A 13,889-nucleotide genomic window follows, 5' to 3' on the forward strand; every position below is an offset into this window, starting at 1 on the left:
GTCAGGACTCCTCATCTTCCAGGTCGACCTCTTGAAGGCCAACTTCCACGACGTCGAACTGCTTGGTCCCCGAGTGCTCGACGAGCAGGTCGTGGAGGTCGTGTGCATCTGCCTCCGATGTGAAGGCGCGAATGACGCCGTGGTCGCTGCCATCGCTGTAGCGCCAGGTCAGGACGTAGATGGTCGTCAGCATGTCAGGACTCCTTCGTGATCGTGCGGTACTCGATCGCGCGGTTCGCGCCGAGCAGGTCTTCGGCGACCAGTTGCGGATGGACGTCCTCATAGCCTTCCGGACGCTTGAGCGCGACCAGCACCTCGTCATCGGCGATCGGCTCAGCGCTCACCGCCCAGTCCAGCAGCTTCGCGGTCTTCTCGTCGCCAGCATCCAGAAGCTGCAGGCGCGCGGCGCGGACGGATTCGAGTTGGATGGGGGTCATGGTCAGAATCCTTGGAATTCGGGCAGCGCGTCGAACTGGCGCTGGGTCATGTAGACGTCCGTGACGCGGTACTCGTCGCGGTGCTCTGGGTCGATGTAGGCCTCGGCGTCCTCGGGCGGGCACAGCACCCAACCGCCGTCGTACTCGACGCGGGTGAAGCGCAAGCGGCGGCCGAAGATCGCGTCCCAGTAGTCCGCGAAGGTCTTGCGCTCCTGATGGACGGGCGGATAGGGCGGATTGGCCCAGGGGAAGACGTCGGGGAAGTGGCGCATCACACGCCCTCCACGCGGCGGAACTCGACGACCCAGACCCAGGGGTTGGCGCCCCAGGAGTCGGGGCCGTTGATGTCGCGCCAGAGCCGGGCGAAGCCCTGGCAGTAGGTGGGCTGGGCGTGGGCGTGGACGGTCTCGTTGTCGTCGGCGTCGAGCCAGGAGGGCGCGCAGCCTTCCGCTCCCGCGTCGGCCTCGGTGATCTGCTGCAGCCGCTCGACGCGCACGCCGGTGATCTCCAGCACCAGGCGGCAGGCCCAGCGCGGCATGTGGATGGACGGACGCCATTTGTAGGCCGGCTCATCCAGGCGCGGCGTGGCCGCATATTCGAGCCAGCCAACGTTCGGCCGCGGGTGCGTGACAATGTGCCTCGCCCTGTCGGTGCCGTTCACCGCCTGCCACGTCTCGCGGACCCACAGCCGGTCACCGGGCGCGCCGTAGGGGCAAGGCACCAGGTAGGGCGACGGGCTGCCTTCGTAGCCCGGCGTGTCTTGCACGTGGCTCCGGAACTCCATGAAGGCGCCCGGCTGGTTCGGCAGGTCGGTCAGCACCTTCCCGGAGGGGTAGTAGTTCGGCCCCCAGAGGTACGGCCAGCGGTGTTTCACGACACGCCGCGTCTGCGTCTTCGTGCCGGCGAGCAGGGCGCGCACCATGGGCGCGCTGAAGAGGATGGGGCGCTCACGCATGCTCGCCTCCGCGCAGGACCTCGATCGTCGGACGGATCGTCACGACGTCGGAGTGGCGGCCCATCGCCAGGGGCGGCTCGGGCCGCTGGTCGATGGTGATGACGAAGCCGGCAGCGCGGGCGCGCTTGGCCAGGTCTCGCGCGGTGGCTTCGAACTGCTCGGCGGTCTTGGGCTCGAAGCGCGGGTGCAGATCCAGCGTGTCGGACTCAGGGTCGACGATCTTGTTCTTGTCCCAGAGGATCACGTAGCACATGCCGCCGATGACGCGCCCTTGCCACCCGGGCGAGGCGTTCAACGTTGCCTTGATCGCATCGTAGAAGCGGCGCAGGTGGCGCTCGTCCTCCGGCAAGAAGAACGTCGGCGCGTCATCCTCACCTTCGCTCGCCGGGTAGTAACCGCTGCTGATGTCGTTGAGCACGGCCATCGCTTCGCCAGCGGCGTCGATGTCCTTCTCGGTGGCCTTGGCCATCTTCATTGCTGCTGTCCTTTCTGCGGCTGCTGGGCCTGCTGCTCTCGTCGGGCGAGGTCAGCTGCCAGGGCGCTCCAGTCGATGGGGGATTCGGGCGTGGGCTTCGTCCACGGCCGGGCGTTGGCGCGCTGGCGAGAGCGGCGGCTCACAGCACGTGCTCCTCGGCAGCGATCCAGAGGCCGATGGCCAGGGCCCAACCGCTGTACTCGATGCCAACGAATAGGCCGCCGAGGCCCATGGCGACGAGGGCGAGAGCGGTGATCGTGCGCGTGCTCATGCTGCACCCCCGAACATGTCGATCGTCTTGTCGTCGACCGATGGCTCCGGTGTCGGAGCCACACCCCATTCCTCCGGGCACCACTTCATGACGTCGATCTTGTGCCCTGGCTCGCTGTGGGGCCAGCGCACCACGCGCATCAGCGTCGACTCGATGGACGGCATCGCCTCGGGGCAGGATGAGTTGGCTTGCATCCCGGCATACGTGACGCGCCATGCAGCGTTGTATGCCGCTGCAACGCGCTCCGCCTCTTCCAGGCTCGGAGCCGCGAACAACTCGTCCGGGCCGGGAATGTGGACTGCGTAGAGGGTCATGCTGCTCTCCTGACTCCCGTCACCGCGTCCGCGATCTCGCGGCAGGTGGTGGCGATGTAGGCGGGGTCTCGGTCCTTCGTCTCACCGTGGGAGAGGATTCCCTGAACGGAGGCGATGAGGACCACGTCGTGGAACGAGGCGCCAGGCGGGATCTGGGCACCGGCGAGCATCGGCCCATCGGACGCCAGCGGCGCGCGCCGGATCGCGGCGACGACCCACACGACGATGGCGATCGCCACGATCAGGCAACTCACGGCCGACGCGATCAGGGCGAAGGTGGCGGCGGTCATGGCGTGGTCTCCAGCGGCTTGCCGAACAGGTCCTTCCCGGCCTTCTTCATGACCGCCCGCAGGCGGCAACGCTCGCGGGAGGTGAGGGGCCTGGGCTCGGCGGCGTGCATCTCGCGGATCGCCGTGTGGCGGGCGTCACGCGCCTCCAGGCGCAACTCGTCGCCGGTCTTCTGGCCGTTAGCCTTGGCGATCAGGTCCAGGCTCGCCGAAGGCTTGGTGATGCGGTGGCGTGTCATGCGGCCCTCGCCTTCAGCATCGCGTCGGCCAACTCGTAGGCGCGAAGGGCGACCTTCTCAGCCGTGCTCACGAAGTGGCCGGAGTTGCCCTGAGAGGCCTCGATGCCTGCCAACGCCTGCGCGGCGAAGTAGTCGCGAAGGGAGAGGCCCTTGTCCCAGTCCGACCACTTGTCGCCAGCGCCATCGGGGACGTTGGGGAAGGCGGGTCCGCCGTCGTTGATGGCCGCGCTCATGCCTCCGACTCCTCAACTGCCTTGCGACGGATCTCCGCGAAGGTGTCAGCCGCGTGCTTCGCGAGCAGCTCTTCCAGGTTGAAGGACGCTTCCAACTCGGAGATCAGTTCCCCGACCTGACCGAAGTCCATGTCAGCCACGATCTTGATCTCACGGCTCCCGTCCGGCTGGATCGCGGCGTCGTGCGCTTGGATGGTGATCGCGCTCATGCCGCCTTCTCCAGGCTCTTCACCGCAGCGACCTTCAGGGCGTGGTCAGCGATGGCGGAGCAGATGGCGCCGAACTGGGACTCACGGAAGAGGCGGGCGGCCTTGACCTGCGTCGCGGTGAAGCCCAGGGTCGCCAGGAAGTCGGCGGTGACGGTGAAGCCCAGGCGGGCGTTGATTGTGCCCAGCGTGAGGGTCGGCTGTTCATCGGCCGGCGCGGGGGCGGGTTCGGGGCGGCGGACCTGGGACACCGGGGCCGCCACGGGAACGATCGGCGCCGGCGCGGGCGCCGCCGCGCGCGCGGCCAGTTCCTCGTCGCGCGCCTTCTGCTCGCGGTCCCGGGCGGCGGCGAGGTCCGCGGTCAGCTTCTCGATGACCTGGGCGTGCAGGACCTTCGCTTCCTCGAGCCGTGCGCCGAAGGTGTCCTCGCTGGGCACGTTGGAGCGCGTCATCATCAGGACGTTGTCGATCTCCAGCGCGGTGCGGTCGCCGTAGTGCAGGCGGGCGTCGAGCTCTTCGAAGCGGCCCACGATGCGCGCGCGCTTGGCGGACTCCTCCGCTTCGCGCTTGATGCGCTCTTGCTCGGCCTGGCGCTGCTGGCGGGCCTCGTCTTCCGCCTTCTGGTCGGCGATGCGCAACTTCACGAGCGCGGTCAGGTCCTCGGGCTGCTTGAGGACGATCGTCGCGGTGTCGTGGAAGAGGCTCTTGTAGTCGGCGGCCAACTCGCGCAGCGTGCCCAGGTTGATCTGGATCCGGTCCGCGATGGCGTTGGCCTCGATCTTGGCGTTGGCCAGGACCAGGTTCACCGCCTCTTGCATGTTGTCGAAGCTCTTCTTGCCCTTGATCGCGCCCGCGAAGTCGGCCGGGATGGCGGGCATCAGGTCGCGGCCCAGGCGGGTGTTCAAGGCGGCGATGTGCTCGCGCAGCGCCTTGGTCGGCACGCTGACCAGTTCCACCTTCCGGCGATCCTTCTCGGCCTTCACCAGCTTGTCCAGGTCCAGGCGAACGCGGCGCGCCTCGGCGCTGATGTCGTCGATCGTGCGGAACAGAGCGTCGATGCTCTCCGTCTGGCTCAGCGCGTGCTGCTTGGCGGCGGCGAGCCGCTCCTCGACGTCGCCGCACCACTTCACGGTCTTCTCCGCGTTGGCGAAGTCATCGTCCGTGGTGAGCTCGCGCTTGATGCCCTTGAAGACGGCGAGGGCAGTCTCCTTGAACGAGTCGAGGTTGCTCGCGGTGACGGCGCCCGTGACCTGGATGCGCAGCGCCGGCAGCGTCTCCGGCGCGCGCCCCGTGGGCTTCGGCGCCTCGGCCACCGGGGGCACGTAGTCGCACAGGTCCTGCTCCAGCTGCGCCCAGCCGGCGGTGATGCGCGCGGCCAGTTCCGGGTTCGGCGTGTACCAGCAGTGGCGCTCCTCGGCGAGTTCGTCGCCGTTCCACTTCGACGCCATGAACAGCACGCGCTCGCAGCCCGAGACCATGCACTGCTGCTCCATCTGGATCTGGTAGTGCAGCGGCAGGTCGGCGCCGGTACAGCCTTCCACCATGACGGCGCGCAGGTCCTTGTTCAGGCTTTTGTGCTCGAAGGCGACGTCATCCAGCATCGTCAGGCCGTCGAAGGACGCGGACAGCTTGCCCGCGGTGCCGGTGACCGGATAGAGGTCCTCACCGATGATCTGCTCGGCCAGCGGGCGCGCGAGCGCTTCCGCGCGATGGCCCTCGTCGAAGATGCGCTGCGTCTCCGGGCTGACGTCGGCGGACAGGCCGGTATGCAGCTCCAGCAGCAGCGCGTCGCGGCTCTTGTACGGCGACTCGCCCAGCATGGCCGGAGCATCGCTCGCGTTGAAGTGGTTGAGGCGGTGGGCATGCCATTCCGGCGAGCCCTGGATCAGGTCGTGCTTTTGCATGGTGTGGTCCTCACTGCGCGCGCTTGATGGCGCGGATCTGCTTCTCTTGCTCGGCGTCGAAGGGCTTCTTGGCCTTCACCGTCTGGACGATGTCGTCGGCCGTCTTCTTGCCGGACTGGATGTACTTCTCCCAGGCGGGGAAGTTGCGTTCGAAGTCGGCGGCGGGGTAGATCTCCGCCGTCGCCGCGGCGCGCGCCTCGGTGCGCGGGTTCTCGCCGTCGGGTGTGTCACCGCGACCGTCGTTGTCTTCGCCGCCTTCGGCCACGCCGCAGATGGCCTTGAGCGTGTAGCGCTGGAGGTAGGAGACGGTCGACGCGATCTGCTGGATCGAGTTCTTCTTGCCCGAGTCGTCCGGCGGCCCGCCCATCTCGACGCTCTCGGAGTGGCCGGCCTTGTGCTTTAGGATGCACGTCACCGAGATCCACGTCGGTGTCTGCTTCACATCCCAGCGGTAGGACATGCCGTGCTTCGCCAGCGCGGGTCCCACGGCCGCCACCACATCGAAGAGCTCCGCGTGCTTGTAGCCGACGAAGGCGCCATCGCGGCCGGTGTAGCCGACCTGTTTGCTCTTCAGGATCGTGATCGCCTCGGCCTTGAAGCCGGCCAGCGCCTCGTTCATCGCGGCGCGCGCCTGGTCGGCTTGCCACTCACGCTGGATGGCGAGCATGTCGCGCAGGTCGGCCGGCGAGACGCCCTTGTCCAGCGCCGCGAGCATGATCGCTGCCGGGGAGTTGGCGACGAGGGCGCCCGTGGACTGCGCAGACACCGGCGCGGCTTCGCGCGGCTCCAGATCGAGCACGAGGCTCTCTTGTTGGGTGACGGCGTTCATGGTCGCTCCCGATCAGGCTGCGACGCCGTTCGTCGTGAGCCACTCCAGCGCCTTGGCCGGCGTGGTGAAGGCCAGGCCCTCATCGTCCGGGATCACGACGTCGAACTCGTCTTCGATCGCCATCACGAGCTCGACCTCATCGAGTTCGTCGCCGTGCATGTCGCGCTTGAAGTCAGAGTCCAACGTGATCGCGTTGACGTCGTAGCCGAACTGCTCGGCGATCACCTTGAAGAGGCGCTCTTGGGTCGTGGGCATGAGGGTGCTCCGTTGAGGGGGTGAGGGGTGGGGTAGCTAGGGTTACCTGTTGCAGGGCATCCCGCCCGCACCTGTCGCCGCCCCGTTGATCGGTCAGGGCTGGATCAGCCGAAACGGCCACGCGCGAGGCGGCTTGCCGATGCGGGAGCGCAGCACGTCGATGTGCGCGGCGGTCGCGCTGTCTTCGACGATGTGGCGTTCAAGTCGCTCCAGCGCGCGCTCGCGGCGGGCGGACTTGCGGGGATGCGTGGTTCGCGAATCGCGAATGCCCATGAGGTTCTCCTGTTGATGAGCGAAAGGGTGGGGCAGCGTTGCATCCCCGGGAGCCCCCAGGGCGCCGCCCCGTGGAAGGGGTCAGCGAGGAATCGCCTCGGCGATGCGCGCGATGAAGTTCACGACCATCAGCGAGAAGACGATGACGGCGAAGACGACGAGCGTCAGAGACGTGGGCGTCCACGAGTCGTAGGTCTGGTCACGCTGGAACACCGACTCGGGCGTGTCCAGTTCACCCGGGCAGGTGTCGGACTCCAGCCACTCGATGCGGCGGGTTGCAGCGGCGGGTGCGGGCGCGATGGCGCGGCGGATCAGAGCGAAGGCCATGGGGTCACTCCTTGAGGGCAGCGTTGATGCGATCGGCGATGCGCGCCATGCCGGTGTCACCGGGGTGGCCGAGGACGCCGACGTTCTCGGGCGAGACGATCAGGTCGGTGATGTCGACCCACCGGCCGCCGCCGGACTCGCACAGCGGTCGCATGACGGCGTCACGGTCGCGAAGAGCCTGGCTGAGCCCCCAGGTCGAGACGCAGACCAGCTTCGAGCCGGCCTTGGCCCGTGCGACGAGCTCGGCGTACTTGGCCGGCAAACCGTTGTCGCCCAGCTGCAGGATCACGACCGTCCCGGCGCCAACGGTGAAGGCGGGCAGCGGCGCATCCGGGTTGCGCTCGTTCTCGGCGAGGTTCATCGCGATGAACGGCACCTGCAGCTTCGCCGCGAGCAGATGGACGTAGTCCTTCTCGGGAGCGCTGGCCGCCATGCCCCAGCCGCCCGGGCCCCACGCGTTGGAACCGGGGACGTAGCCGGCATCGGTCGGAAGGGTAGACAGGCTGTTGCCGGCCACGACCACGTTCGAGAAGGCGCGCAGAGGGGGCGGCGTCGGCGCCGGGTCGGCGCTGCTTCCGCCGCCACCGCACGATGCGCTGATCACCGCCAGCACGCCGGCCATGAACCACCCGACATTGCGCGCGCTCATGCGGCCTCCGGAGCGTGGTTGACGGCGGGGAAGGGCATCACCTCAGCGGTGACGCGGCGCACGCGGTCGAACAGTTCGAGGTGACTCTCACGAGTCTCGCGGCCCTCCGCGATCTGGTCGTTCAGGTGCGCGATCAGGCGCTCCTGCCGGTTGCGCATCACGGCCACGTTGTCGCGGTCCTGCTTCGACCTCACCGATGCGGCCAGGGCCTTCTGCACGGCGCCCAGGTTGCGCGCCGCCGCGGCGTTCGCGCGGTGTTCGATGTAGTCTGCGTGGTGGCGGTTGACCGTCTCGGTCAGCGTGGCCAGGGTCGCCTTCGCGGCGGCCAGCTCGGCCTGGAGTTCAGTGGCATCCATCTGCGTTCCCAGGTTGGGTTGCGATGGACGTAATTTACCCGTAGGTAATAAGTTGAGCAATACCTGTAGGTAAATGATTGTGGCGAACTAGGGTAAACACCTAGAGGCGTGCACGTGTGGCTTGAGGAGAGGAGCCGGGGGAGGACCTCCCGGCGAGATGTTCAGCGCGGGGAGCGCGCGTCGGCCGTCACGGCCTCGAAGACCCTGCGGGCCATCGCGTGCATGTCTGCGTCTGCCGGGTGGCGCGCAACATCCATGTTCGTCCAGGCGCCTTGCGCGCCCTTGTAGATGTCGCCGATGTGCACCCAGGTCGCACCAACGGAGCGGGCGGCCCGCTGCATCACCAGATCCGCGACGGGCCTGCGCCAATACGTCGAAGTGCATGCGATGCTGCCGGCGCCCGAAACGAGGCGCAGCAGGTCCTGGTAGCGCGCCGCCAAGCCGTTGTCGCCGAGGGCCACCACGACCAGAGTGGAGGTGTCGACTTGGACCTGCGGCAATGGAGCTTTCGGGTCCATCTCGATGGAGGCCACATTTACTGCGGTCACCGGCACCCGCAGCATCGCGCCGAGGGTGTGGGCAAAGTCTCTGTCCTGCGCGCTCGCGGCCATGCCCCAATTGCCCACCCAACCCGCTGAGGGGAGGGGTCCATGCTTCGTGATGCTGTTGCCCAAAACCACCAGCTTCGTTATCTCGCCGGACTTTCGCTCGGCGACAGGCGCCCATTTGCGACTCAGGACGAACCAACGCAGCTCGGTGACCAACCTGCGCGCACGCTTGCGCTCGACCAGCGCGCGGCGCCACACCTTCCTTAGCACTGTGTTTCTCCCTATATCAACTGTTTCGCCTGCGTAGGCAGGCGGCCCGGATTCTGACAGTTCAGGGCTTGCGTCTGGGCGCTTGTTGAACGCTGAACGTGATCGGACCGCTGAGCGTGACGCCCAGGTTCTCGATGTCGCCGCCCACGTAGAGGTTCGGCAGCTTGGCTAGCGCTGTCTCACGAGCCGAAAGTTCTTCAGCGGGCAGCGCATCAAGGATGCGCTTGACGATGGACGAAGGATTGCTATCTGGCTTTTCCATGACTGTTGTAACTCCCAGCGAGCCTCCATCTTCAGCCGCCCGGCAAGGCGGGATGTAATGGAAAATACTATGTCGGGAATCGGTCAGGAAATCCGTTTTATGGCGTCAAGCTGAATTGCCAGAATCGCCAGTAGGAGTGCGACGACCAGCGCTCGATAGGCGCGCCGACGCCAAGGCCGCCGGTCCTTCCCGCATCCGCGGCAAACGGGCGCGTGAGCCCAGTTCAGAGCCCCGCAACCCTTGACGCGGCACGGAATGCCGACTTCTTTAGGAGGAGGCATTGTTGCGACTTGTAGAACCACATCCCCGTCGGCCGTATAGCCCAACTGGGTGACGTCCCCCTGGACGGAGACGCCTGGCTTGGATTCCTGATCCATGCACCACGACTGCTAAAAGTGGCGCCTGTTTTATTGATTCAACGTGCGGCGGCCGGAGTTATCCCCCAAGGGTGTGGTTGCGCGTGAACCACATCACGACCGGCCCGCTGGGGCTTGTGCGGCCTGCGTTTGATTCAGATCAAGCGTTGCGCGGTATGCGGAGTTTATGGCGTCCAGTAGGACGTCAGGCGCCATGCTCCTGCGCGCACTTTGGAGGTGCGTGAGCGTTTCCTCAGCCATGGCCCGCCAGGTACGCAACTCGGGGGGGTGAAAGGATTGCAGCTCTTTGGCCAGCCGCTCGCGGGCGATCCGGCTGTCAGGAGACTTGGCGAAGGTGGCGCACAGGTCCGCAACCACATCCCGTCGCTCGTCCGACACCGCGGATAGCAGCTGCGCGAGCAACTCCGTCAGCTCATCAGGCCCAAGTCCCAGGGCCCGGATCTCCGCGGGCGGCCTGGTCGCATTGCGCGGCCGGGCCGGAATCGGCTCCCCCAAGCGTAGCTCCTCGGGGAAGAGCATGTGTCCTGGCGCGAGCTCCAGCGCGGACTCGATCTGCAGAGCCATCTCGTCGCCGATCGCCTTCATGGGGCGGCGAGCGTCGGCTTCGCCCTCGTCCTTCAGCGCCCTGCTGAGATAGGACGCAGGCATCCCCATGGCGGCAGCTGCCTCCTTCTGGGAAGGGTACTTGGCCGCGAGCGCCGCGAGGGCGCGCTGGCGCGCTGCGTGGAGTGCTCGGATGTCCATCGCGGGACGATAGCTGCCACGATTTACCCCTGGGTGCACGATTTCGCTTGCAAACAAATTACCTATGGGTAAACTGCGGCGCATGCATGGACCTTTCTATGACTACTTCTTCGGCATGGCAGTCCCCGACCGGGACGCGTTGGCCGCGCGCGCGGGGACCACTCGCGGAGTGCTGACGCAGGTGGCCTACGGCCACAAGCAGATCGAACTCGGGTTCGCTGACGCGCTGGTCGCGGTCTGCGCCGGGAAGGTGGTCCTCGACTGGCTGCCGCTCACCGACAACGCCAAGCGCCAGCGGTCCATCCGTGAATCGGCGCTGGTGGGGCAGGTGGCTTGAACCATGACCGCCATCCCTGACCAGCCCGACAAGTGCGCCACCTGCTCCAAGAGCCGCAAGGCCATGGATGCACAGGACTGGGAGTGCAGCGCCGTCGAGTGTCCGTGCCGGCCGGTGTGCTGGGCTGGCGGTCGCGCGCCGACGCGCAACGCCGTGGCGAGGGTGCCCAACCCGATCGCGGACCTGCTGGACCGGGTGGAGGTCTGAATGTCGGCCGCGCGACCCAACGAACCACACCCCATAGCAGATGGGGCCCGCCAGCCATCCGGGGAGAAGCACCCCACCGCCAAGGACGCTGGAAGAGCGGGAGATTTCACAGGGCCAGCCCGAGGTCCCCTGACGAATCTGCTGAACCTCGATCACTTCGGCTTCGCCTTCAGTTCGGCCGCGCGCAGGTGGCGCGCATCGGTCTCCAACTGCGCGGCGAGCGAGCGCAGGCAGCGCCGGAGCGTCTCGCGCCACGCCTCCTTCGCCCATTCGATGTCCTTCTGCGTCGCCATCTCTTCGCTCCTTTCGTCCGTGTGTCTTCGCGGAGCCGCCCAGGTCCAGAAGGTCCCGTCAGCCGTCTCCCACTCCTGGTGGGAACGGACGGGCCTGGGCGTCTCCGCGAGGTCATGAGCCTCGAAGTCGTATCAACCTTGAGTGGGAGCTCGCAACCATGGGAGAGAGTCTCAGCAGAAACCAGTGTGGACCTTTGGAAAGCACTGGAAATCACCGTACTTCTCAGGCGTCTCAGGACGCCGAGGAGGGATTCGAGGTCGCGCTGCTGACGGCCGATCAGTTGGAGCGGTGGTCGCATACGAAGTGCTTCAACGAAGCCTTCCGACACGACGACCGGACCGACAAGCAAATCGCGCGCGCCGCCGGCATCAGCCAGAGCCAAGTGAGCAAGCTGCGCGCGGTCCTGTGGGAAGAGCGAGCCCGCCAGATTGAGGCCGTCATGACGACGGTCCGCCACGCCGGCTTCGTCCAGAAGCTGCTGTGGGACCTGGATCTCGAAGTGGTGCGCAAGAAGCGCCCGCGCGCGGCACGCCGCCGCCCCGTCAATGCCTGACCCCGGAGCAATCATGCCCATCTACTCGCGTCGTCAGATCGCGGAGCACTTCCGCGCCTTGCTGCAGCATCACCCGCGGCTTCACGCCATCCAGCTCACCGCATCCCACTTCGGACAGTCCGCGGCGACGGTGGAGCAGGTCGTGAAGGACGCGGCGGTCACCGCCTACCTGCACGCCCTGGGTCTCGATCCGTCGGCCCCCGCGTCGCTCGTGCTCCACACCGCGGCGAAGGCCCACGGGATGGACGCTGACGCGCTGCGTGTGGCGGTCGATGAGCACTGCGAATCGGTGGGGGGCTGATCATGCTCAAGTCCCTGATCATCTACCGCCTGTCCAAGGACTGGACGCCCAAAGCAGATCTCTTCGAGGAGTCGCTCGAGCGCGAGGCCTTCACGCCGTGCGGCGCCACGCAGGCGCTGTCGGTCGGCTGGGTCCCGCCGCGCGGCGACAGCGAATCGCCGCTCCTGGAGATCATCGACGGCCAGTGGCTGCTGACACTCCGCGCCGAGAAGCGAATCCTTCCCGCCAGCGTGATCCGCGAGGCTCTGGAGGATCGCCTCGACCATATCGAGCAGGAGACTGGCCGCCGGCCGGGCAAGAAGGCGCAGACCGACCTGAAGGAGCAGGTGACGCTGGAGCTGCTGCCGCGCGCCTTCACGACCTCCTCGCATGCCCGCGTCTGGATCGACCCGACGCTGGGCCTGTTGATGGTGGATGCGGGCTCGGTGAGCAAGGCCGACGAGGTCGTGACGATGCTGGTCAAGGCGGACCCGTCGATCAACCTCCACCTGCTGCAGAGCGCCGAGGCGCCGGCCGCGTGCATGGGCGCCTGGCTGATGGACGGCATCCCGCCCGAGGGCTTCACGATCGACCGCGACCTCGAACTGAAGGCCGCCGACGAGATGAAGTCCGCGGTGCGCTTCACCCGCCACAACCTCGATCGCGCTGACGTCCGCGACCACCTCACCGGCGGCAAGATGCCGACGCGGCTCGCGATGACCTGGAAGGAGCGCATCAGCTTCGTCCTCACGGACTCGATGCAGATCAAGGGCGTGAAGTTCCTGGACGTGGTCTTCGATGGCCGCGACAAGCCGGCCAAGGACGAGGCCTTCGACGTCGACGCGGCGCTGGCCACGGGCGAGCTCTCGCGCCTGATCCCCGCGCTGATCGAGGCGCTGGGCGGCGAGCTCGACTTCATCGGGCAGAGCGCCAAGATCGCCGCCGAGCACGCGCCTCGTGAAGCGGTGCCTCCCCATGTGTCCGGCGACGGCCCGGACCCCATCTATCGCCGAGCAGTCGAGATCGTGCGCGCACAGCGCCGGGCCTCAGTGTCTCTGCTGCAGCGGATGCTCATGCTTGGCTACAACCGCGCGTCTCGCTTGCTCGATCGCATGGTCGCCGAAGGAGTGCTTGAGCCGCCCGGGCCTGATGGCCGATACGTGCTCGCCGCCGCGATCGAACTCACGGAGCCGACGCCATGACCATCAAGAAGGACGACCTCTGCGAGGTCATCGGCGGGATGCGTGGCAAGGAAAGCCCCAACGTCGGGCTCGTCGTCCGAGTGATCGAGTTCCGTGGCGAGCACTCCCAGTTCGGCCGCATCTGGCGCTGCGAGGCGGAGTACGCGGAGCTGGGACAGCCTGGCGTCGGTTGCCCGCCCGGACAGGCGGACTTCGCCCAGGACTGGCTCCGCAAGCTGCCGCCGGACGCAAAGCCGCCCGAGCAGGTCAAGACCGAGCGCGAGGTGTCGGCATGAGCTACTGCCGCTGGTCCTCGGACAACTTCCGCAGCGACGTCTATGTCTACGAGAACGTCTCCGGCTACTGGACGACCCACGTCGCCGGACGCCGCCGTCTGATCCCGCCGATCCCCGAATTCCCTTACCGCTGGATACCTCGGTTCGGCGGTGAGTACGTGCAGGCCGAGAGGCGAGTGGTTTATCCCTCGCGCACCGCCAGGCTCTGCGCGTCGGTGTTCTTTGCCATTGTGGCGGGATGGAACCGGCTTCATTACGCGTCGCTGCGGCTGATCCCGAGCCGCGCTCTCAACCTCCCGCACGACGGCGAAACGCTCAACGATGTTTCGGCCGCCGAGTGTGCGAAGACGCTGATCCTGCTGCGCAATCTCGGATACCACGTCCCCCAATTTGCAATCGAGGCCCTTCGCGCCGAGGCCGAGGAGACCGCATGAAGCACGACGACCCGAACAACCGCTGCTGTGCCTGCGGTCGCCAAGGACACCGCGCGCACGCGTGCCCGGCTCCGATGCCGCCCGCGCCGACGAAGC

The 13,889-nt window shown here is 67.1% G+C and carries 29 protein-coding genes; 7 read left to right on the top strand and 22 right to left on the bottom strand.

All coding sequences use genetic code 11. The annotated features are described in order from the left end of the window. Position 1: 1 nt before the first annotated feature. From ABDW61_RS12175 to ABDW61_RS12275, 21 genes are all read right to left on the bottom strand, one after another. A complete protein-coding gene (locus tag ABDW61_RS12175) occupies positions 2 to 193 on the bottom strand; it encodes a hypothetical protein (protein WP_343638949.1) in 192 nt (63 codons plus the stop codon). 1 nt (position 194) lies between these two features. Continuing rightward, entirely contained in the window at positions 195 to 437 is a 243-nt protein-coding gene (locus ABDW61_RS12180; RefSeq protein ID WP_343638951.1) for a hypothetical protein, read from the bottom strand. 2 nt (positions 438 to 439) lie between these two features. Then, positions 440 to 709 carry a hypothetical protein gene (locus tag ABDW61_RS12185; RefSeq protein WP_343638953.1) on the bottom strand — a complete coding sequence of 90 codons (270 nt, stop codon included), beginning with the start codon at positions 707 to 709 and terminating at the stop codon, positions 440 to 442. Further along, positions 709 to 1,392 (bottom strand): hypothetical protein, encoded by a 684-nt coding sequence (locus ABDW61_RS12190; RefSeq protein WP_343638954.1) that lies wholly within the window; start codon positions 1,390 to 1,392, stop codon positions 709 to 711. The genes ABDW61_RS12185 and ABDW61_RS12190 overlap by 1 nt, the downstream gene beginning before the upstream one ends. After that, positions 1,385 to 1,867 carry a hypothetical protein gene (locus ABDW61_RS12195; RefSeq protein WP_343638955.1) on the bottom strand — a complete coding sequence of 161 codons (483 nt, stop codon included), beginning with the start codon at positions 1,865 to 1,867 and terminating at the stop codon, positions 1,385 to 1,387. Before ABDW61_RS12195 ends, ABDW61_RS12190 begins: the two co-directional genes overlap by 8 nt. Positions 1,868 to 2,006: 139 nt before the next feature. Continuing rightward, positions 2,007 to 2,138, bottom strand: a complete 132-nt coding sequence (locus ABDW61_RS12200) for a hypothetical protein (protein WP_343638956.1) — start codon at positions 2,136 to 2,138, stop codon at positions 2,007 to 2,009. Continuing rightward, a complete protein-coding gene (locus ABDW61_RS12205; RefSeq protein ID WP_343638957.1) occupies positions 2,135 to 2,452 on the bottom strand; it encodes a hypothetical protein in 318 nt (105 codons plus the stop codon). Before ABDW61_RS12205 ends, ABDW61_RS12200 begins: the two co-directional genes overlap by 4 nt. Then, positions 2,449 to 2,742, bottom strand: a complete 294-nt coding sequence (locus ABDW61_RS12210; protein WP_343638959.1) for a hypothetical protein — start codon at positions 2,740 to 2,742, stop codon at positions 2,449 to 2,451. The genes ABDW61_RS12205 and ABDW61_RS12210 overlap by 4 nt, the downstream gene beginning before the upstream one ends. Further along, on the bottom strand, positions 2,739 to 2,978 hold the full coding sequence (locus ABDW61_RS12215) for a hypothetical protein (protein WP_343638961.1): 240 nt from the start codon (positions 2,976 to 2,978) through the stop codon (positions 2,739 to 2,741). Before ABDW61_RS12215 ends, ABDW61_RS12210 begins: the two co-directional genes overlap by 4 nt. After that, positions 2,975 to 3,211: a hypothetical protein gene (locus ABDW61_RS12220; RefSeq protein WP_343638963.1), complete on the bottom strand. Its 237-nt coding sequence runs from the start codon at positions 3,209 to 3,211 to the stop codon at positions 2,975 to 2,977. The genes ABDW61_RS12215 and ABDW61_RS12220 overlap by 4 nt, the downstream gene beginning before the upstream one ends. Beyond that, entirely contained in the window at positions 3,208 to 3,420 is a 213-nt protein-coding gene (locus tag ABDW61_RS12225) for a hypothetical protein (protein ID WP_343638964.1), read from the bottom strand. The genes ABDW61_RS12220 and ABDW61_RS12225 overlap by 4 nt, the downstream gene beginning before the upstream one ends. Next, positions 3,417 to 5,321, bottom strand: coding sequence for a YqaJ viral recombinase family protein (locus tag ABDW61_RS12230; RefSeq protein WP_343638965.1), 1,905 nt, complete (start codon positions 5,319 to 5,321; stop codon positions 3,417 to 3,419). The genes ABDW61_RS12225 and ABDW61_RS12230 overlap by 4 nt, the downstream gene beginning before the upstream one ends. 10 nt (positions 5,322 to 5,331) lie before the next feature. Beyond that, positions 5,332 to 6,150 (bottom strand): ERF family protein, encoded by an 819-nt coding sequence (locus tag ABDW61_RS12235; protein ID WP_343638966.1) that lies wholly within the window; start codon positions 6,148 to 6,150, stop codon positions 5,332 to 5,334. A gap of 12 nt (positions 6,151 to 6,162) precedes the next feature. Beyond that, positions 6,163 to 6,405 carry an acyl carrier protein gene (locus tag ABDW61_RS12240; protein WP_343638967.1) on the bottom strand — a complete coding sequence of 81 codons (243 nt, stop codon included), beginning with the start codon at positions 6,403 to 6,405 and terminating at the stop codon, positions 6,163 to 6,165. Between the two features lie 93 nt (positions 6,406 to 6,498). After that, complete coding sequence (locus ABDW61_RS12245; RefSeq protein ID WP_343638968.1) at positions 6,499 to 6,678, bottom strand: hypothetical protein; 180 nt, start codon at positions 6,676 to 6,678, stop codon at positions 6,499 to 6,501. Positions 6,679 to 6,759: 81 nt separating this feature from the next. Then, positions 6,760 to 7,005: a hypothetical protein gene (locus tag ABDW61_RS12250; protein ID WP_343638969.1), complete on the bottom strand. Its 246-nt coding sequence runs from the start codon at positions 7,003 to 7,005 to the stop codon at positions 6,760 to 6,762. Positions 7,006 to 7,009: 4 nt separating this feature from the next. Next, complete coding sequence (locus tag ABDW61_RS12255; protein ID WP_343638970.1) at positions 7,010 to 7,654, bottom strand: hypothetical protein; 645 nt, start codon at positions 7,652 to 7,654, stop codon at positions 7,010 to 7,012. Further along, entirely contained in the window at positions 7,651 to 8,010 is a 360-nt protein-coding gene (locus ABDW61_RS12260; protein WP_343638972.1) for a hypothetical protein, read from the bottom strand. Before ABDW61_RS12260 ends, ABDW61_RS12255 begins: the two co-directional genes overlap by 4 nt. Before the next feature lie 161 nt (positions 8,011 to 8,171). Beyond that, positions 8,172 to 8,828, bottom strand: coding sequence for a hypothetical protein (locus ABDW61_RS12265; protein WP_343638973.1), 657 nt, complete (start codon positions 8,826 to 8,828; stop codon positions 8,172 to 8,174). A 61-nt stretch (positions 8,829 to 8,889) separates the two neighbouring features. Then, the gene (locus tag ABDW61_RS12270; protein ID WP_343638974.1) at positions 8,890 to 9,090 is read right to left on the bottom strand and encodes a hypothetical protein; all 201 of its coding nucleotides are present in this window, start codon (positions 9,088 to 9,090) and stop codon (positions 8,890 to 8,892) included. A gap of 470 nt (positions 9,091 to 9,560) precedes the next feature. Further along, the gene (locus tag ABDW61_RS12275; protein ID WP_343638976.1) at positions 9,561 to 10,295 is read right to left on the bottom strand and encodes a hypothetical protein; all 735 of its coding nucleotides are present in this window, start codon (positions 10,293 to 10,295) and stop codon (positions 9,561 to 9,563) included. On the opposite strand from ABDW61_RS12275, the gene ABDW61_RS12280 reads away from it, so the two are divergent. Next, complete coding sequence (locus ABDW61_RS12280) at positions 10,294 to 10,548, top strand: hypothetical protein (RefSeq protein ID WP_343638978.1); 255 nt, start codon at positions 10,294 to 10,296, stop codon at positions 10,546 to 10,548. The genes ABDW61_RS12275 and ABDW61_RS12280 overlap by 2 nt on opposite strands. 3 nt (positions 10,549 to 10,551) lie before the next feature. Then, the gene (locus ABDW61_RS12285; RefSeq protein WP_343638980.1) at positions 10,552 to 10,755 is read left to right on the top strand and encodes a hypothetical protein; all 204 of its coding nucleotides are present in this window, start codon (positions 10,552 to 10,554) and stop codon (positions 10,753 to 10,755) included. A 152-nt stretch (positions 10,756 to 10,907) separates the two neighbouring features. On the opposite strand, the gene ABDW61_RS12290 is transcribed toward ABDW61_RS12285, so the two are convergent. Next, a complete protein-coding gene (locus ABDW61_RS12290) occupies positions 10,908 to 11,048 on the bottom strand; it encodes a hypothetical protein (RefSeq protein ID WP_343638982.1) in 141 nt (46 codons plus the stop codon). A 194-nt stretch (positions 11,049 to 11,242) separates the two neighbouring features. Here ABDW61_RS12290 and ABDW61_RS12295 point away from each other — a divergent pair, with 194 nt between their 5' ends. From ABDW61_RS12295 to ABDW61_RS12315, 5 genes are read left to right on the top strand one after another with little or no spacing between them, the layout of a single operon-like run. Next, positions 11,243 to 11,602, top strand: a complete 360-nt coding sequence (locus ABDW61_RS12295; protein WP_343638983.1) for a hypothetical protein — start codon at positions 11,243 to 11,245, stop codon at positions 11,600 to 11,602. 13 nt (positions 11,603 to 11,615) lie between these two features. Beyond that, entirely contained in the window at positions 11,616 to 11,903 is a 288-nt protein-coding gene (locus ABDW61_RS12300) for a hypothetical protein (RefSeq protein ID WP_343638984.1), read from the top strand. Between the two features lie 2 nt (positions 11,904 to 11,905). Beyond that, a complete protein-coding gene (gene rdgC, locus ABDW61_RS12305; protein ID WP_343638986.1) occupies positions 11,906 to 13,084 on the top strand; it encodes a recombination-associated protein RdgC in 1,179 nt (392 codons plus the stop codon). Continuing rightward, on the top strand, positions 13,081 to 13,359 hold the full coding sequence (locus ABDW61_RS12310) for a hypothetical protein (protein WP_343638987.1): 279 nt from the start codon (positions 13,081 to 13,083) through the stop codon (positions 13,357 to 13,359). The genes rdgC and ABDW61_RS12310 overlap by 4 nt, the downstream gene beginning before the upstream one ends. Further along, positions 13,356 to 13,793 (top strand): hypothetical protein, encoded by a 438-nt coding sequence (locus ABDW61_RS12315; protein ID WP_343638988.1) that lies wholly within the window; start codon positions 13,356 to 13,358, stop codon positions 13,791 to 13,793. Before ABDW61_RS12310 ends, ABDW61_RS12315 begins: the two co-directional genes overlap by 4 nt. The last annotated feature ends 96 nt before the right edge of the window (positions 13,794 to 13,889 follow it).

Source organism: Roseateles sp. (assembly GCF_039595595.1).
Classification (GTDB): domain Bacteria; phylum Pseudomonadota; class Gammaproteobacteria; order Burkholderiales; family Burkholderiaceae_C; genus Roseateles.

What these genes read in the sequence shown, in the direction of transcription:
- ABDW61_RS12175 (WP_343638949.1), bottom strand. Translation starts at nt 193, where the DNA reads ATGCTGACGACCATCTACGTCCTGACCTGGCGCTACAGCGATGGCAGC.
- ABDW61_RS12180 (WP_343638951.1), bottom strand. Translation starts at nt 437, where the DNA reads ATGACCCCCATCCAACTCGAATCCGTCCGCGCCGCGCGCCTGCAGCTT.
- ABDW61_RS12185 (WP_343638953.1), bottom strand. Translation starts at nt 709, where the DNA reads ATGCGCCACTTCCCCGACGTCTTCCCCTGGGCCAATCCGCCCTATCCG.
- ABDW61_RS12190 (WP_343638954.1), bottom strand. Translation starts at nt 1,392, where the DNA reads ATGCGTGAGCGCCCCATCCTCTTCAGCGCGCCCATGGTGCGCGCCCTG.
- ABDW61_RS12195 (WP_343638955.1), bottom strand. Translation starts at nt 1,867, where the DNA reads ATGAAGATGGCCAAGGCCACCGAGAAGGACATCGACGCCGCTGGCGAA.
- ABDW61_RS12200 (WP_343638956.1), bottom strand. Translation starts at nt 2,138, where the DNA reads ATGAGCACGCGCACGATCACCGCTCTCGCCCTCGTCGCCATGGGCCTC.
- ABDW61_RS12205 (WP_343638957.1), bottom strand. Translation starts at nt 2,452, where the DNA reads ATGACCCTCTACGCAGTCCACATTCCCGGCCCGGACGAGTTGTTCGCG.
- ABDW61_RS12210 (WP_343638959.1), bottom strand. Translation starts at nt 2,742, where the DNA reads ATGACCGCCGCCACCTTCGCCCTGATCGCGTCGGCCGTGAGTTGCCTG.
- ABDW61_RS12215 (WP_343638961.1), bottom strand. Translation starts at nt 2,978, where the DNA reads ATGACACGCCACCGCATCACCAAGCCTTCGGCGAGCCTGGACCTGATC.
- ABDW61_RS12220 (WP_343638963.1), bottom strand. Translation starts at nt 3,211, where the DNA reads ATGAGCGCGGCCATCAACGACGGCGGACCCGCCTTCCCCAACGTCCCC.
- ABDW61_RS12225 (WP_343638964.1), bottom strand. Translation starts at nt 3,420, where the DNA reads ATGAGCGCGATCACCATCCAAGCGCACGACGCCGCGATCCAGCCGGAC.
- ABDW61_RS12230 (WP_343638965.1), bottom strand. Translation starts at nt 5,321, where the DNA reads ATGCAAAAGCACGACCTGATCCAGGGCTCGCCGGAATGGCATGCCCAC.
- ABDW61_RS12235 (WP_343638966.1), bottom strand. Translation starts at nt 6,150, where the DNA reads ATGAACGCCGTCACCCAACAAGAGAGCCTCGTGCTCGATCTGGAGCCG.
- ABDW61_RS12240 (WP_343638967.1), bottom strand. Translation starts at nt 6,405, where the DNA reads ATGCCCACGACCCAAGAGCGCCTCTTCAAGGTGATCGCCGAGCAGTTC.
- ABDW61_RS12245 (WP_343638968.1), bottom strand. Translation starts at nt 6,678, where the DNA reads ATGGGCATTCGCGATTCGCGAACCACGCATCCCCGCAAGTCCGCCCGC.
- ABDW61_RS12250 (WP_343638969.1), bottom strand. Translation starts at nt 7,005, where the DNA reads ATGGCCTTCGCTCTGATCCGCCGCGCCATCGCGCCCGCACCCGCCGCT.
- ABDW61_RS12255 (WP_343638970.1), bottom strand. Translation starts at nt 7,654, where the DNA reads ATGAGCGCGCGCAATGTCGGGTGGTTCATGGCCGGCGTGCTGGCGGTG.
- ABDW61_RS12260 (WP_343638972.1), bottom strand. Translation starts at nt 8,010, where the DNA reads ATGGATGCCACTGAACTCCAGGCCGAGCTGGCCGCCGCGAAGGCGACC.
- ABDW61_RS12270 (WP_343638974.1), bottom strand. Translation starts at nt 9,090, where the DNA reads ATGGAAAAGCCAGATAGCAATCCTTCGTCCATCGTCAAGCGCATCCTT.
- ABDW61_RS12280 (WP_343638978.1), top strand. Translation starts at nt 10,294, where the DNA reads ATGCATGGACCTTTCTATGACTACTTCTTCGGCATGGCAGTCCCCGAC.
- ABDW61_RS12275 (WP_343638976.1), bottom strand. Translation starts at nt 10,295, where the DNA reads ATGCGCCGCAGTTTACCCATAGGTAATTTGTTTGCAAGCGAAATCGTG.
- ABDW61_RS12285 (WP_343638980.1), top strand. Translation starts at nt 10,552, where the DNA reads ATGACCGCCATCCCTGACCAGCCCGACAAGTGCGCCACCTGCTCCAAG.
- ABDW61_RS12290 (WP_343638982.1), bottom strand. Translation starts at nt 11,048, where the DNA reads ATGGCGACGCAGAAGGACATCGAATGGGCGAAGGAGGCGTGGCGCGAG.
- ABDW61_RS12300 (WP_343638984.1), top strand. Translation starts at nt 11,616, where the DNA reads ATGCCCATCTACTCGCGTCGTCAGATCGCGGAGCACTTCCGCGCCTTG.
- rdgC (WP_343638986.1), top strand. Translation starts at nt 11,906, where the DNA reads ATGCTCAAGTCCCTGATCATCTACCGCCTGTCCAAGGACTGGACGCCC.
- ABDW61_RS12310 (WP_343638987.1), top strand. Translation starts at nt 13,081, where the DNA reads ATGACCATCAAGAAGGACGACCTCTGCGAGGTCATCGGCGGGATGCGT.
- ABDW61_RS12315 (WP_343638988.1), top strand. Translation starts at nt 13,356, where the DNA reads ATGAGCTACTGCCGCTGGTCCTCGGACAACTTCCGCAGCGACGTCTAT.